This window comes from Brevibacterium litoralis (genome assembly GCF_040212315.1).
GTDB classification, from domain to species: Bacteria; Actinomycetota; Actinomycetes; order Actinomycetales; family Brevibacteriaceae; genus Brevibacterium; species Brevibacterium litoralis.
This window is the reverse complement of record NZ_JBDIUY010000008.1, coordinates 12,391-27,352: the sequence shown is the minus strand read 5'-3', so window position 1 is coordinate 27,352 and position 14,962 is coordinate 12,391. Positions and strand designations below refer to the sequence as shown.

The following is a 14,962-nucleotide window of genomic DNA, read 5'->3' as shown; positions in this document are numbered from 1 at the left end:
GCTCCCGAGGCGCCTCGGGAGCGGGGGTCCGAACCTGGGGCCTGCACACGGCTCGGGCCGCTATGATGCGTATCCCCGACACCTTCGAGGAGACACCGAGCCACATGGGTTCACAACCGCATACGGGGGCGCACGACGACGTCCCCGGTCATTGTCCGTCCCCACCGACCGGTACTGATCAACTCACCGGCACCGGACTGACCCGCACCGACCTGCTGGAGGGAACGTGCTGAGCGCGGTCCTCCTCCTTCTCGTGGGCGTCCTCGCGATGCTCGCGATCATCGCGGCGAACGGCTACTTCGTGGCCCAGGAGTTCGCCTACATGTCCGTCGACCGGGCCGCCCTCCGGGCCCGCGCCGAGGCCGGTGACGCCTCCGCCCGCCGGGCCCTCAAGGTCACCGGCCGGATGTCCTTCATGCTCTCCGGCGCCCAGCTGGGCATCACCGTCACCGGCCTGCTCATCGGTTACGTGGCCGAGCCGCTCATCGGCCGGTCGCTCGGCGTCCTGCTCGGCGGCATCGGTGTCCCGACCGCCGTGAGCATCACCGTCGGTACCGTCGCGGCACTCGCGATCGCGACGATCGTGCAGATGATCTTCGGTGAGCTTTACCCCAAGAACCTCGCGATCGCGAACGCCGCGCCCCTGGCACGGAAGCTCGCCCCCTCGACGCTCCTGTACCTCACGGTGTTCGGCTGGCTGGTCGCCGTCTTCGACAAATCCGCCGAGGCGCTCCTCACGTTGCTGGGCATCACCCCGGTCCACGACGTCGACCCACACCTCTCCCCCGCAGACCTGCGCCGAGCCGTCGCCGAGTCCCGCGAATCCGGTGACCTCCCGGCGGACCTCTCGGTCGTCATCGACCGCGTGCTCGACTTCCCCGAGCAGGACGTCGAGCACGCCCTCGTACCCCGTCACCACGTCGACGCCGTCGACCTCGACACCACCGTCGACGACCTGCGGACCGCGATGGCCACCGGCCACACGCGCTATCCCGTGGTCGACGCCGAGGACGTCCCCGTGGGCGTCGTCGACCTCGTGACCCTCTTGCGTGACGAGCCCGCCGGGAACCGCACGGCCGCGGACGTCATGCTGCCGGCCCACGTCGTCCCGACCCTCATGCCGCTGCCCCGCGCGTTGGCCGGGATGGTCCGTGCCGGTGCCCAGCTCGCCTGCGTCGTCGACGAACACGGCGGGTTCGCGGGCATCCTCACGGTCGAGGACCTCGCCGAGGAGATCGTCGGCGAACTCACCGACGAACACGACGAGACGGCGGAGCCCAACGTCCACCAGGAGTCCGCGGACACCTGGACCCTCGACGCCTCGGTCCACGTCGACGAGCTCTCCCGCCTCATCGGCCACGACCTGCCCGAGGACGACTACGAGACCGTCGCCGGCCTCACGATCGCCCACCACGGCGCACTCCCGGCCGTCGGCGAACACGTGTACGTCCCCGTGCCCCTCGACCCGGCCGAGATCGTCGAGGACGAGCCCGAGCACCACACACTCGAGGTCGAGGTCCTGGAGATCGACGCACACGTGCCCCACCTGGTACGCGTCCGCGTGCTCACGACCGTCGGTGACGAGGACGCGGACCGGGCGGGCACCGACTCCCGCACCACCGACACCGTCGCCGAGGCACCCTCCCCCGATGCCGTCACCGGCGCCGGGCAGGCCCCGAAGACCTCCGGGAAGGAGGAGGACCGATGACCGAACACCCGCTCTTCGTCGTCCCCGTGACGGTCGCGCTCATCGTGCTCAGCGCGTTCTTCGTCATCATCGAGTTCTCCCTGCTCGGCGCCCGCCGCCACCGTCTGGAGGCCGAGGCCGCCGACAGCATCACGGCCCGTGCAGCGCTCCGCGGCGTCAACGAACTCACGATGATGCTCGCCGTCGCCCAGTTGGGCATCACGGCCTGCACGTTCGCGCTCGGTGCCGTCACCAAACCTGCCGTCGACCACTGGACGTCCCCGCTCCTCGTGGCGATCGGGGCGCCCGCCTGGCTGGCCGACGGCGCCGCCTTCGCGTTCTCGCTGCTACTCGTCACCTTCCTCCATCTCGTCATCGGCGAGATGATGCCGAAGTCCTGGGCGATCGCGCACCCGGAGTTCGCCGCCCGCCTCATCGGTGTGCCCGCACGGATCCTCGCCCGGCCGCTGCGGCCACTGCTCCACTTCGTCAATGCGATCGCCAACCGTCTGGTCGCCGCAAGTGGCGTCGAGCCGGTGGAACGGGCCGCCGCCGGTGGACAGGACGCAGACACGATCCGGCAACTCGTCGAGGCCTCCGCGCAGGCCGGGACGCTCGACCGTGACCGGGGCGATCAGCTCTCGGCCGTGTTCGATCTGCGGGAACTCACGCTCGCCGATCTCGTCCCCGCCGGTGCCCCGACTCCGACCACGGTGCCCGCCGGCGCGACGGTCGCGGACCTCCGCGCCGCCACCGTCCGGACCGGTCACCTGCGGGTTCTCGTCGAGGACCCGGCTGGCGGCGTCCCCGCGGTCGTACACGTGCGCGACACCCTGTTGTCCGACACCGAGGCGCCGGTCGCACCCCTCGGGCGCGACCCCCTCGTGCTCGTCGACACCCTCCACGCACACGAGGCGCTCACCCGCATGCGCGAGTCCGGTGAACAGTTGGCGCTCGTCGTCGCAGGTGATGGGGACAGCCCGGTCCGGGGTGTCGTGACGGTCAACGACCTCGTCACGCGGATTCTCCCCCACGAGGACGTCCCCGTCTGACGGAGGCCTTCAGTCGGGTTCCCGACGCGTCATGTGGTGTGGCCCCGCTATCTCAGCAAATAGCGGGGCCACACCACATAGCGCGTCCGACTTCGACGCAGCCCCGGCGCCGCAGAGGTCAGAGCCCGGCGGTGAGGGTGTCCCAGACGTACTCCTCGCCGCCGCCGAGTGCGGCGCGCCCGAGCTCGACGAGTCCCTGGTGCTCGCTGATCCCGGTGTCCCGGGTGGCCCAGATGAGCTGGGTGAGGCGATGCAACGGGTACTCCGCCGTGATCCCGATGGCACCGTGCAACTGGTGCGACTGAGCCGCGACGAGTCCCCCGGCCTGCGCGGTGACCACCTTGGCCACGTGCGCCGCGGAGACCTCGCGTTCGGTGACGATCCCGCTCGTGATCGCGGGGCCGCACGCCTCGACGGCCCGTTCGAGTGCGAGCCCCGCGAGATCCGTCTGCACCCGCATCCGTGCGATCCAGGTCTGGACCGCGGGGATCCGGGCGAGCGGCTGACCGAACTGCTCACGGGTCGTCACGTGCTCGATCGTGAGCGCCAGCGCGGACTCGCTCGCGCCGAGCAGGACGGCGGAGTCGAGGAGTGCACACAGGGCGTTGCGGCCGGGCTCCGCGAGGTCACGGGCGACGTGAGCGGCCCGGAGCGCCTCGGGAAGCCCTCCGGTCACACCCTTCCGGGCGAGACCGCGGACCAGGGTGAGGGCATCGGCGAGTGAACCGCCGGAGCCGCCCGCGGACTCGGGGACGGAGACCCCGGTCCACCCGAGTTCGACGGTCTGTGCCCGCAGCCGTTCCTGCCCGGCCTCCGAGTGGTCGACGTCGAGGAGCGCGCCGCCGGCCACCTGACCGGCGAGGTCGACGAGTTCCTGCGCCTCGGGGTCCTCCAGCGGAGGCAGGGGGACGACGCGGGCGAGGTCCCGGGGCATCTCCGCCTTCGCGACGATGCCGAGCAGCACGTCCTCCGCGCCCCCGCGGATCCCGAAGGCCGGGGACGCCCACAACGCCTTCTCGATGAGGCCGGCGAGGTGGTCCGAGGGCCTGGGCACGAGACGGCGGGTGACGTCGATGAGGTCCTTCTCGAACACGTTGCCCAGATACTTCGAGGCGGCGGCGAGCCGGACGGGGGCTTGGCCGGCGTCGAGCGCCTGCGCGATCCGCCGGAAGGCGTGGCGCAGGGCCGCGAGCGAGGCGACCACCTGGCCGAGGTCGCGCAGTGCCCCCTCGTCGGTGCGCAGACCCGGTTCGTCGAGGGAGGCCGGGAGGAGTGGCCAGGTGGACAGGGCCCGCTCCGGGCCGCCTCGCTCGAAACTGAGCTGTTCGACGACCTGCTTCCACCCCTGGCCCTCCTCGCCGATGAGGCGGGAGCGGGGCACGAACACGTCGGTGAAACGGACCTCGTTGAAGTGGTGCTCACCGGCGAGATCGACGATCGGGCTCACCTCGACGCCGTCGGAGTCCATGTCGATGAGGAACTCGGAGAGGCCCTGGTGCTTCTTGCCGCCGGGTTCGAGCTCGGTGGTCCGGGCGAGCACGTAGAGGCGGTCGGCGTTGTGGGCCTGGGTCGTCCAGATCTTGTGCCCGTTGAGGTTCCAACCGCCCTCCCCCGCGGTGTCCCCTGCGTGCTCACCTGCGGCGACGGGCACCGCACGGGTGCGGACGGAGGCGAGGTCGGAGCCGGACTCCGGTTCGCTCATGCCCAGGCCGATGACGGAAAGACCGGCGACGATGTCCGGTAGGACCGCGGCCTTGAGTTCCGGGGTGCCGGCGCGCAGGACGGCCGGGCCGATCTGGCGTTCGGCGATCCAGTGGGCGGCGACGGGGGCGGCGGCGCGCAGCAGTTCCTCCGTGAGGGCGAGCCTGTCGGTGTTCGGCCGCCCCTGGCCGCCGAACTCCTGCGGCCACGTGAGGCCGAGCAGGCCCGCCTCGCCGAGGGCGGCGGAGAAGCCCTTGTCGATCGACCGCAGCCAGCAGTCCACGACGGGGACCAGACGGCCGTCCGCCCGCCACTCGTCGAGGAGGGCGCGGATCCTGTCGCGGACCTCCGTCGCCGCGGCGTGTCGGTCCGGGGTCGTTCCCCCACCGTCCCCTGTGGTCGCGTGCGTCGTCGTCATGCTCAGCGCCCCTCGAACCGCGGCGCGCGCTTGTCCCGGAAGGCCGTCACGGCCTCCTTCGAGTCCCGCGTCGACTGGATGACCGCCTGCTCGGCGGCCGCGTGCACGAGGTGCTGCTCCAGCGACTGGTTCCGCGCGATCCGGGTCAACCGCTTGATCGTGCGGATCGCGACCGGAGGGCCCGCGGCCAGACGGGCGGCGAGGTCCTGGGCGGCCGGGAGCAGGTCGTCGACCGGGTGGGTCTCCATGGCGATGCCGAGGTCGACCGCCTCGGGACCGGCCACGAACCGGCCGGTCCACATGAGTTCGAGTGCGCGCTGTTCGCCGACGATCCGGGGGAGCATGTGTGCTCCGCCGTCGCCGGGCACGAGGCCGACACGGACGTAGCCCTGGGACAGGCGGGCGGTCTCGGCGATGAGCCGGATGTCGCCCATGAGTGCCATGTCCATGCCCGCGCCGATCGCGTCACCGTTGATCGCGGCGATGTAGGGCTTCTCGAAGTGTTCGAGTGCCCGGGCGACGGCGTGGACGTCGTCGGCCAGGTACGCGCGGCGTTCAAGGGTCTCCGAGACGGTGCCGAACTCGTCGAGGTCGACACCGGCGCAGAAGCCCTTGCCCGCACCGGTGACGACGAGCGCACGCACCTCGGGGTCCTCCGCGGCCCGGCGGATCCCGTCGGCCCACCCGGCGAGCATGGCACGCGTGAAGGCGTTGCGCCGGTGCGGCCGGTTGAGGGTGAGGGTGGCGACGCCGTCGTTCACCTCGAAGAGGACCGGGTCCTGGGTGTCCGTGGTCATGGGTGCTCCTTCGCACGTCGAACTGAACGAACGTTCAAAATCCTCTCACCGAGTGTAACGCCGACGTGAGCCGTCGCACAGGCCCACCCTCTCCCACTCGAATGGTTGAAGGTTGTACTATCGAGACGGAAAGTACGGAACCGGTACGTTCCGGCCCGTCAGCACAACGCCCCACTACTCCCAGGAGAACCATGCTCAAGATCGCCATCCTCGCCGGCACGCAGCGCCCTGGTGCCCTCAACCCGCAGATCACCGCCTGGGTCGAGCAGCAGCTCGCCGCACGCACCGACATCGAGGCCGAGGTCGTCCACTTCGACTCCTTCGGCCTGCCGCTGCTCGACGAGGCGATCCCCGGTGGCGCCCACATGTACGAGAACGAGCACACGAAGGCCTGGGGCGCCAAGCTCGACGAGTTCGACGGCTTCATCTTCGTCGTCCCCGAGTACAACCACTCATTCCCCGGCTCGCTCAAGAACGCCCTCGACTTCGTGGGCACCGAGTTCGGCGACAAGGTCACCGCGATCGTCAACTACGGCGCCGACAAGGGCGTGCGCGCGGCCGAGCAGCTGCGCCTGGTCCTCTCCAACTACCGCACCGCCACCGTGCGCGGCCAGGCCTCCTTCTCGATCTTCACCGACGTGAAGGACGGCGTGTTCGCTCCCGAGGAGGTCTCCGCGAACACATTCGGTCCGATGATCGAGGATCTCGTGTCCTGGGGCGAGGCCTTCAGGCAGATCCGCGCCGCCAAGGCCGCCGCGGTCGCCGCCTGACCGCACCCGCACCCGAGGCGCCCCACCGCCCCGCCGTCATCCTCGACGGCGGGGCGGTTCTGGATTCAGACAGAGTTGCTTTCCGGAACGCAGGCTAGTTGATTCTTCAACTAGTGAATGGTTGACTGTTCCCTTGAACGCTTCAGCGCACACCGCACTCGCCCTCGTCCGCATCGTCACCGGCATCGTCATGTTCATGCACGGTCTCCAGAAGGTGACCGTCTACACGATCCCCGGGTTCCAGCAGGTCCTGGCCGGCATGGACTTCCCTGCCGCCACCCTCGCCGGGGCCGTCTTCCCGTGGGTCGAGATCGTCGTCGGCATCATACTCGTCCTCGGTCTGGGCGTCCGCGTCGCCGGCGCCGTGACCGCTCTGTCGATGCTCGTCGCCCTCTTCACCATGCACCTGTCAGCAGGCTTCTACGCCGACGCCGGTGGCTACGAGTTCGTGCTCGTCCTCGCCGTCATCGGTCTGGCTCTGGCGATCAGCGGCGGCGGCAAGGCCGGTGTCGACGCCGCCCTCACCCGCACGAAGGCCGGTTCCACCGGCGCGTCCGACGAGGCCGCGCGGAAGACCCCCGCCACCGTCTGACCCCGCGCCTACCACCCGACCGACGCAAACCGCCCCGATATCTTCGACGGCCCTCGATATGTCAGCACATATCGAGGGCCGCGAAAGATATCGGGGCGGTGGGGTGTCGGGGCGGGGCGGCGTCGAGCGCAGCCGGGGCGGTGGGGTGCCGACGGTTCCGGGGTCAGAAGGTGAGCAGGTCCTCGGCCTCCAGGTGGGCGATCTCGTTGGCGGTGAGGACGATGGCACGCTCACCCGGCAGGGGGAACTCGGTGCTCGTCAACGCACCGCTGGGCCCGTCCGCACCACCGGTCGCGAACCGCACCCGGGTCACCCCGGCGTGGGCCGGCCGGAACAGGAAGTCCCGGTCGAGCCCGTACTCCTGGGCGAGCACCGCATTCACCACACCACCGTGACAGGCGATCGCCACCCGCTGCCCGGGGTGGGCGCGGGCGATCTCCCACACCGCACCGTGGACCCGGGCCCGGAAGTCCGCCGAGGGCTCACTCAGCGGCACGGAGTCCCAGGTGAGGTCCCGGACCATGTCCGTCGCGGCCTGCCGGGCCCGCTCGGCGCCGACCGCCTCCTCGAAGCTCCGGTCCAGCGGCACGTCCCGGAAGATTCCGATCTCGCGGACCGCCTCGACGACCTGCGGGGCCACGCCGTGGTGGGCGGCGATCGCCGCACCGGTGTCCTTGGCCCGGGACAGGTCCGAGGCGTACACCGCGTCGAGTCCGGCACCGGCCAGGTAGCGACCGGTGCACTCCGCCTGCGCCCTGCCGGTGTCCGACAGCGGCGCGTCGTAGGCAATCGACTCCGGGGAGTCCTTCGAGGCGCGGATCTGCTGTCCGTGACGGACCAGCCACACGTCGGTGAATCCCTCGCCACGGGTCAGCAGTCCGGAGCCGAGGGCCCGACCGAGGAAGTTGCTCATGCGGGAGCACCTCCGTCGACGGTGAGCAGCGAGCCGGTCGTGTAGGAGGCCATCGGCGAGCTCAGGTAGAGCACGGCCCCGACGATCTCCTCCGGGTCACCACCCCGTTTGAGCGCGAAGGACTCCGCCCGCTGCTGGAAGGACTCCATGTCCCAGTGCTTCGACACGTCCGTGAGGAAGGTCCCGGGCACCACCGCGTTGACCCGCACACCGGGTCCATAGGCATGGGCGAGCGCGACGGTCGCCGCCTCCAGGCCGGCCTTCGCCGCGGAGTACGGCAGGGTGGACGCCCGCGGGTGCCGGGCCGCGATCGAACTGATGTTCACGATCGACCCGCCCGCCGGCATCTGCTCGGCGAACAGCGCGGCCAACCGGAAGGGCCCCTTGAGGTTGAGTCCGAGGACCTTGTCGAACAGCTCCTCGCCGATCCCGGCGACCGAGTCGTACAGCGGTGAGGACCCCGCGTTGTTCACGAGCACGTCGACGGCGCCGACCCGGTCGAGTACCTGCTGCGCGAAGGACTCGACGGATTCCCAGTCGGTCATCCGCACCTGCAGGGGATGGACGGTCCCGCCGGTCTCCTGCGCGATGGCCGCCGCGGCCGCCTCGCAGTTCTCGAGCTTCCGGCTGGCGATCACCACCTCTGCCCCCAGCTGCGAGAACGCCCGGGCCATCTGCAGACCGAGCCCGCGCGAGCCGCCGGTGACGACCACTCGTCTGCCGCGGAAGTCGAACTGCCACGGCGAGCCCGAGGCGCCTGCACCGACAGCAGCGCCGCTCTCCGCCGCCTCAGCCATCGATGACACCCATGGCCTGGTCGAAGAGGGACACGGTGCGCTCGTGCAGGCGACGGCCGACCTCCTCGGGCGCGAGACCCGCGGCGGCCCGCGCCTGCGATCCCTCGAGGATCGAGCCGAACCGGAAGCAGGCGAGCACGTGGTAGAAATCGACCTCGTCGACGTCACGGCTGCTCACCTCGCCGTAGGCCGCGACGATCTCGTCCTTCGTCGGCACGCCGGGCAGTCCGGCGCTCGTCACGGTGCCCGCGTCGGCGTCCGCGCCCGAGGCGCCCTGCCCGCCGTCACCGTCCGTACCGTCGGCGGCCACGTCGTCCCGCGCCGCCTTCGTGTACGTCGAGGCGAGCAGGTGCCCGAGGTCGAGCAGCGGGTCACCGAGGGTGGAGAGCTCCCAGTCGACGAGCGCGGCGACACCGGGACGGTCGCGCCGGAACAGGATGTTCCCGGCGTGGCAGTCACCGTGGATGATGCCGACCTGCGAACGCGGGGCCACGCGCGGCATGTGTTCTTCGAGCCAGCGCGGGATCGCCTCGGCGCCCTCGTGGTCGAGGCCCGCCCACTCCTCGATCTCCTCGTAGCTCTTCAACTGTCCGACCCACCGGCCGGGCTGGCGCTCCAGCCAGCGGTCCGGCTTGCCGAAGCCCTCGAGGCCGACGGCCAGGTGGTCGACGTTGCCGAGTGCCGCGACCGAGCGGGCGTGCTCGAGGCCGGCCTCGTGCTGCCAGGCGAGGTCCGCACGGACGTGCTCGGGGACGTCGGAGACCCCGTTGTAGCCGTCCACGGCCTCCATGACGAAGAAGGCGTTGCCCAGTACGTCCATGTCGTCACAGGCGGCGACGAACCCGGGATGGGGCACCTCGGAACCGGTGAGGGCTTCGAGCACGCGCGCCTCGCGGAGCATGATCGTGTCGGAGTTCTTCCGCTTGTTGACGGGAGGACCGCGGTAGATGAGCCGACGGGTACCCGACGCGTCCTCCCAGTCGAACCCGAGGAGCACGTTCTGCGTACCGCCGGTGAGGAACTCGTGGGAGCCCATCCGACCACCTCCCAGCTGGCCGGCGAGCCAGGACTCCAGCGTGGCGAGGTCGACGCCGGCGGCCCGTGCGTGCTCGGCTGCGGCGTCGGCGGTCACGAGGCGGCCTCCAGGAGGGCCGCGAACTTCTCCTTCGCGGCGGCGGTGCGGGTGGGGATGTGCTCGGAGGGCACCTCGGCGGGCTCGTAGTCGCGCAGGACCCGGCGGGAGACGGTGACCTTGTGGACCTCGTCCGGACCGTCGTAGATGCGCGCGGCACGGGCGTTGCGGTACATCTCCTCCAGCGGCAGGTCGCCGGTGATGCCCAGCGAGCCGTGCACCTGGATGGCGCGGTCGATGACGTTGTAGAGGACCTGGGCGCCCCAGAACTTGATGATCGCGATGTCCGTGAGCGCGGCCTTCGTGCCTCCCTGGTCCATCTTCCACGCGGCCTGCAGGGTGAGCAGGCGGGCTGCCTCCATCTCGGCCTTCGAGGTGGCGACCATGTCCTGGATCATCTGCTTGGAGGCGAGCACGCCGCCGGAGACCTCACGGGAGACCACGCGCTCGCACATCATGTCGAAGGCGCGGCGGGCCTGGCCCAGCCAGCGCATGGCGTGGTGGATGCGACCGGGGCCCAGACGCTTCTGGGCGAGCAGGAAGCCCTCGCCCTCCTCACCGACGAGGTGGGAGACGGGCACGCGGACGTTCTCGTAGGTGATCTCCGCGTGGCCCTTGTCGCCGGCGGAGTGCGAACCGCCCATGACGGGGATGTCGCGGTGGACGTTGACGCCCGGGGTGTCGCGGTCGACGAGGATCATCGAGGCGCGTTTGTGCGGCTCGGCATCGGGGTCCGTCACACACATGACGATGAAGAAGTCCGCGTGCGACCCGTTCGAGCTGAACCACTTGTGACCGTTGATCACGTACTCGTCGCCCTCCCGGACGGCGCGCGTGGTGAGTCGCGTGGGGTCCGCGCCGGCTCCGGGCTCGGTCATCGAGAAGCAGGACCGCTTCTCACCGGCCAGCAGCGGCTTCATCCAGCGTTCCTTCTGGAAGTCGTTCCCACCGATCGCCAGGAGTTCCGCATTGCCGGAGTCCGGGGCGTTGTTCCCGAAGACCCGGGGCGCGAGAGTCGAGGCGCCGAGGATCTCGTGCATGAGACCGAGCTTGAGCTGGCCGAACCCGCCACCACCGAGCTCCGGGGGCAGGTGGGCGGCCCACAGGCCCTGGTCCTTCACCTGCTGCTTGAGCGGCGCGGTGGCCTGCTCCAGCTGCTCGGGCGAGAGGCCGGCGACCTCGAGGGGGTAGATCTCCTCCTTGACGAAGGCCCGCATCCACGCGAGCTTCTCCTCGAACTCCGGTTCGGTGCTGAAATCCCAGCTCATCGTGTGGTCTCCTTCTCGAGAATGGTGAGTGCGTGCTGTGCGAGTGATTCGACGCCGGCGCCCGCTTCCTCCGGGTCGAAGTCGAGGTCGCCCATCTGCCCGGTGAGCAGGCGCGTGTACACGCCCTCCCGGATGCAGGCGAGCTTCCACAGGGCGAAGGCCGAGTAGTAGGGGACCTGCGCCAGGGACTCCGCCGAGGCGCCCGTGACCTCCCCGTACCGCGCCACCAGGGCGTCGGCCGCGGGGAAGCCGTCGGAGACCCGCGGGACCCAGATGCTCGTGAGCTCGTCCGGGACGGTGAGCATGGCGATGAAGTACCCGAGGTCCGTGAGGGTCTCCCCGACTGCCGTGAGCTCCCAGTCGACGACGGCGCGGACCGTGCCGTCGGGTCCGAAGATCATGTTGTTCGGCTTGTAGTCGCCGTGGGCGATCCCGGTGGGCGAGAGATCGGCCGGGGGCTGCCGGTCGACGAGGACCCGGTGGACCTCCGCGATCTCGGGGATGGACCGGGTGGTGATGTTCTCGAACTGGCTGAGCCAGCGACGCAGTTGGCGTTCGAGCAGCGAACCGGGGCGGCGGAGATCGGACAGGCCGACGGCGTCGAGGTCGACCGAGTGGATCGCCGCGAGCGTGTCGACCATGCCGAAGGCGGTCGCCTCCTGCCGCTCGGTCGGGATCCGGCCCCACTCCTCCGCGGTGTTGATGGGGAACCCGGCACAGAAGTCCATGAAGACGAAGGGGACCCCCATGACCTCCGGGTCGTCGACGATCTCGATCACGTGCGAGACCGGGACGTCCGTGGTGTCGAGGGCGGCCATGATGCGACCCTCGCGCGCCACGTCGTGTGCGCTGCCGCCGGTGTGACCGAGCGGCGGGCGGCGGAGCACCCAGCGCTTCGAGCCGGCCAGGGTCACGACGAAGGTGAGGTTCGAACGGCCGACGGACAGGACCTCGTAGCCGATGTCGGCGATCTCGACACCCTGGGTGCGGGCGATCCAGGAGCCGACCTTCTGCGGATCGATCCCCTGGGGTACTGAAGTGGGCGGCGGATCGATCCCCTGGGGGACGGAAGAGCCCTGTGAGGCTGCGGTCGGGGAGTCGGTCATGCGCGGTCCTCCTGGTCGGTGCGCCTTTGCACCGTTCGCCACGTTCAGGTCTGTTCGTCGGGTGTGCGGTGACGTGGGCAGGCCCGTGGATCCGCGTGGTGGCGGGGTTCTCCGCGGGTGGAGCACCCCGGCCCGTGCGCCGATTTCACACCTGACCGAACATTCGTTCGCAACGTTTCAGAGACTAGGGAGGATACCCTCGGGAGTCAAGCGACCCCCTCCGGCCGTGGGCAGGAGGGGGGTCGCATCACCGGTCCGTCCGATCAGGACCCGGCGGCGAGCCAGGCCTTGACGGCCTCGGTGTCCTCACCGAGCTCCGGCGGCTGCTTGCGGTAGCTCACCGGGCTGTCGGACATGCGCAGACTGTTGCGGACGTTCGGGAAGTCGGAGACCTGGTTGCCCTCGGCGTCGGCGGGGTACCAGATCGGGTCGAGACCGAGTTCCTCGGCACTGTGCAGTCCCTCCATGACCCCCTGGACGGGAGCGACGGGCAGGCCCGCGGCACGCAGTTCCTCGAACCACTCCTGCTTCCCCTTGACGGCGAGCGCCTGCTCGAGCAGCGGGCGGAGTTCCTCGCGGTTGACATTGCGCTTCTTCGGGTCGTCGAAGCGCTCGTCGGTGGCGAGCTCCGGCACCCCGAGCACACGGGTGAGCTTGTCGAACTGCCCGTTGTTGCCCGCGACGACGATGAGTTCGCCGTCGGCGACGGGGAACGCGTTGTACGGGTAGATGGTCGGGTGTTCCTTGCCGTTGCGGGTCGGAGCCTTCTCGTTCGTCGCCGCCACCTGGTACTGGTTGGCCATCGTGAACACGGCGTTGCTGAACAGGTTGTTCTCGACCACCTGGCCCTTACCGGTGAGATCCCGGTGTCGGATGGCGGCGATGATGCCCATCGCGGTCATCATGCCGGTCGTGAGGTCGAAGATGCTCACACCGGAGCGCACGGGGTCGCCGGAGCGCTCTCCGTTCATGTCCATGAGACCGGCCATGCCCTGGACGAGCACGTCGTAACCGGGCAGGTGCTTGCCCTTGTCCGAGCCGAAGCCGCTGATGTGGGCGTAGATGACCTCGGGATTGAGGGCCTTGACGCCCGCGTAGTCGAGGCCGAACTTGTCGATCGAGCCGGGCTTGAAGTTGTGGACGAAGACGTCCGCACGCGCGGCGATCTCCTTGGCCGTCGCGAGGTCGTCGGCATCCTTCATGTCGAGGACGACCGAGTACTTGTTGCGGTTGACCGACTGGTAGTAGCAGGCACCGTCACGGTACTCCGGCGGACGCCAGTTGCGGGTGTCGTCACCGCCGGGGCTCTCGACCTTGATGACGGTGGCACCGAGGTCGGCGAGGTTCATCGTGCAGTAGGGTCCGGCGAGCACCCGGGAGAAATCCGCGACGACGATTCCCGAGAGCGGTCCGGGGGTGGTGGCGACGATGTCACTGGGCGAACTGGGCGACAAGACGGTTCCTCTTCGATGGATGTGAACGGGTGATCGGCGTCATCCAGTTTCGCACACCACACCCGTCGAACGTTCGTTCGTCGGACGTGAACGGAATGTTTCGGGTTGCCCACAGGAGGAATTCCGCGGTGCAGATCAGGTGTCCTGTCGTTCACGGAGGCGTCACGGGCCTGAACCACCGGGCGTGGAGGGTGGGTCCCACCGCACGACTCCCGGGCCCCACCCGGGGGACTCCCCGATACCGACGAGGTGACCCACGTGTCCTACGTCCTCCCGACCGATTTCACGCAGACGATGGTGCAGGCCGGCGCCAAGAAGATGAATGCGTCCCTCAAGGACACGCTCGTCCGCGCCTACATGGGTGGCGCGATCCTGGCGATGGCCGCCGCGATGGCCGTGACGATCACGGTGCAGACGGGCAACGCCCTGCTCGGCGCCGTGCTGTTCCCCATCGGCTTCATCATGATCTACCTGCTCGGCTTCGACCTGCTCACCGGCGTCTTCACCCTCAATCCGCTCGCCGTGATCGCCAAGGAACCCGGCGCCACCTGGGGTGCCCTGCTGCGCAACTGGGGACTCGTGTTCCTCGGCAACTTCGCCGGCGCGTTCACGGTCGCCGTCCTCATGGCGATCGTCGTGACCTTCGGCTTCACCACCACCCCGAACGAGGTCGGCGTGCAGATCGGCGAGATCGGCCACAGCCGCACCGTCGGCTATGCCGAGGCGGGCGCCGGCGGCATGCTCACCCTCTTCGTCCGCGGCGTCCTGTGCAACTGGATGGTCTCGACCGGCGTCGTCATGTTCATGGTCTCGAAGGACACGATCGGCAAGATCGTGGGCATGTGGATGCCGGTCTTCCTCTTCTTCTACATGGCCTTCGAGCACTCGGTCGTCAACATGTTCCTCTTCCCCTCCGGGCTGCTCCTCGGCGGCGGGTTCACCGTCATGGACTACCTGGTCTGGAACGAGCTTCCGACCGTGCTCGGCAACCTCGTCGGCGGCCTCACCTTCGTCGGTCTGCCGCTCTACCTCACCCACCGCAAGCGCGTGGCCGCCCGCGCCGCCGAGGCGCCTTCCACTCCCGGCACCACCCACCCGACCGCAGAGGCCCGGACCGCGGGCGAGGCGCCCCTCAGGGCTCCCGCCACGTCCATCCCGGCCCCGGCCGGGACCGCCACGTCGATGCCCGGCTCGGAGGGCACCTCGGGAGCGGGGCCCGACCCGGCCCTCGACGAGGTCGACGGCCACGCCGCCCGTGAGGCGGCGGCCCGGGCG

At 69.9% G+C, this 14,962-nt stretch carries 12 protein-coding genes and 1 pseudogene; 5 read left to right on the top strand and 8 right to left on the bottom strand.

From position 1 onward, the window contains the following. Positions 1–226 precede the first annotated feature (226 nt). Together AAD496_RS01925 and AAD496_RS01920 are read left to right on the top strand one after the other, a co-directional pair. Entirely contained in the window at positions 227–1,708 is a 1,482-nt protein-coding gene (locus AAD496_RS01925; RefSeq protein ID WP_349826946.1) for a hemolysin family protein, read from the top strand. Continuing rightward, a complete protein-coding gene (locus AAD496_RS01920; RefSeq protein WP_349826945.1) occupies positions 1,705–2,739 on the top strand; it encodes a CNNM domain-containing protein in 1,035 nt (344 codons plus the stop codon). Before AAD496_RS01925 ends, AAD496_RS01920 begins: the two co-directional genes overlap by 4 nt. 118 nt (positions 2,740–2,857) lie before the next feature. Here AAD496_RS01920 and AAD496_RS01915 read toward each other — a convergent pair whose 3' ends face one another. Next, positions 2,858–4,858, bottom strand: a complete 2,001-nt coding sequence (locus tag AAD496_RS01915) for an acyl-CoA dehydrogenase family protein (protein WP_349826944.1) — start codon at positions 4,856–4,858, stop codon at positions 2,858–2,860. 2 nt (positions 4,859–4,860) lie between these two features. Further along, positions 4,861–5,655, bottom strand: a complete 795-nt coding sequence (locus AAD496_RS01910) for an enoyl-CoA hydratase/isomerase family protein (RefSeq protein WP_349826943.1) — start codon at positions 5,653–5,655, stop codon at positions 4,861–4,863. 191 nt (positions 5,656–5,846) lie between these two features. On the opposite strand from AAD496_RS01910, the gene AAD496_RS01905 reads away from it, so the two are divergent. Both AAD496_RS01905 and AAD496_RS01900 read left to right on the top strand, forming a co-directional pair. Then, positions 5,847–6,425 carry an NADPH-dependent FMN reductase gene (locus tag AAD496_RS01905; RefSeq protein ID WP_349826942.1) on the top strand — a complete coding sequence of 193 codons (579 nt, stop codon included), beginning with the start codon at positions 5,847–5,849 and terminating at the stop codon, positions 6,423–6,425. Between the two features lie 133 nt (positions 6,426–6,558). Continuing rightward, the gene (locus AAD496_RS01900) at positions 6,559–7,017 is read left to right on the top strand and encodes a DoxX family protein (RefSeq protein ID WP_349826941.1); all 459 of its coding nucleotides are present in this window, start codon (positions 6,559–6,561) and stop codon (positions 7,015–7,017) included. Between the two features lie 163 nt (positions 7,018–7,180). Here AAD496_RS01900 and AAD496_RS01895 read toward each other — a convergent pair whose 3' ends face one another. The 6 genes from AAD496_RS01895 to AAD496_RS01870 all read right to left on the bottom strand — a co-directional run bounded on the left by AAD496_RS01895 (position 7,181) and on the right by AAD496_RS01870 (position 13,687). Next, positions 7,181–7,930: a histidine phosphatase family protein gene (locus AAD496_RS01895; protein ID WP_349826940.1), complete on the bottom strand. Its 750-nt coding sequence runs from the start codon at positions 7,928–7,930 to the stop codon at positions 7,181–7,183. Further along, entirely contained in the window at positions 7,927–8,727 is an 801-nt protein-coding gene (locus tag AAD496_RS01890) for an SDR family NAD(P)-dependent oxidoreductase (protein ID WP_349826939.1), read from the bottom strand. Before AAD496_RS01890 ends, AAD496_RS01895 begins: the two co-directional genes overlap by 4 nt. Next, complete coding sequence (locus AAD496_RS01885) at positions 8,720–9,859, bottom strand: phosphotransferase family protein (RefSeq protein WP_349826938.1); 1,140 nt, start codon at positions 9,857–9,859, stop codon at positions 8,720–8,722. Before AAD496_RS01885 ends, AAD496_RS01890 begins: the two co-directional genes overlap by 8 nt. Beyond that, a complete protein-coding gene (locus AAD496_RS01880) occupies positions 9,856–11,127 on the bottom strand; it encodes an acyl-CoA dehydrogenase family protein (RefSeq protein ID WP_349826937.1) in 1,272 nt (423 codons plus the stop codon). The genes AAD496_RS01885 and AAD496_RS01880 overlap by 4 nt, the downstream gene beginning before the upstream one ends. Beyond that, positions 11,124–12,233 carry a phosphotransferase family protein gene (locus tag AAD496_RS01875; protein WP_349826936.1) on the bottom strand — a complete coding sequence of 370 codons (1,110 nt, stop codon included), beginning with the start codon at positions 12,231–12,233 and terminating at the stop codon, positions 11,124–11,126. The genes AAD496_RS01880 and AAD496_RS01875 overlap by 4 nt, the downstream gene beginning before the upstream one ends. A gap of 263 nt (positions 12,234–12,496) precedes the next feature. Continuing rightward, positions 12,497–13,687, bottom strand: coding sequence for a CaiB/BaiF CoA transferase family protein (locus AAD496_RS01870; RefSeq protein WP_349826935.1), 1,191 nt, complete (start codon positions 13,685–13,687; stop codon positions 12,497–12,499). 258 nt (positions 13,688–13,945) lie between these two features. On the opposite strand from AAD496_RS01870, the pseudogene AAD496_RS01865 reads away from it, so the two are divergent. Then, a pseudogene (locus AAD496_RS01865) lies at positions 13,946–14,770 on the top strand (formate/nitrite transporter family protein); the annotation flags it as partial. Positions 14,771–14,962: the final 192 nt, after the last annotated feature.

Excerpts from the sequence above, each read along its gene's own strand:
- AAD496_RS01920 (WP_349826945.1), top strand. The coding sequence starts at position 1,705 with ATGACCGAACACCCGCTCTTCGTCGTCCCCGTGACGGTCGCGCTCATC.
- AAD496_RS01915 (WP_349826944.1), bottom strand. The coding sequence starts at position 4,858 with ATGACGACGACGCACGCGACCACAGGGGACGGTGGGGGAACGACCCCG.
- AAD496_RS01910 (WP_349826943.1), bottom strand. The coding sequence starts at position 5,655 with ATGACCACGGACACCCAGGACCCGGTCCTCTTCGAGGTGAACGACGGC.
- AAD496_RS01905 (WP_349826942.1), top strand. The coding sequence starts at position 5,847 with ATGCTCAAGATCGCCATCCTCGCCGGCACGCAGCGCCCTGGTGCCCTC.
- AAD496_RS01895 (WP_349826940.1), bottom strand. The coding sequence starts at position 7,930 with ATGAGCAACTTCCTCGGTCGGGCCCTCGGCTCCGGACTGCTGACCCGT.
- AAD496_RS01890 (WP_349826939.1), bottom strand. The coding sequence starts at position 8,727 with ATGGCTGAGGCGGCGGAGAGCGGCGCTGCTGTCGGTGCAGGCGCCTCG.
- AAD496_RS01880 (WP_349826937.1), bottom strand. The coding sequence starts at position 11,127 with ATGAGCTGGGATTTCAGCACCGAACCGGAGTTCGAGGAGAAGCTCGCG.
- AAD496_RS01875 (WP_349826936.1), bottom strand. The coding sequence starts at position 12,233 with ATGACCGACTCCCCGACCGCAGCCTCACAGGGCTCTTCCGTCCCCCAG.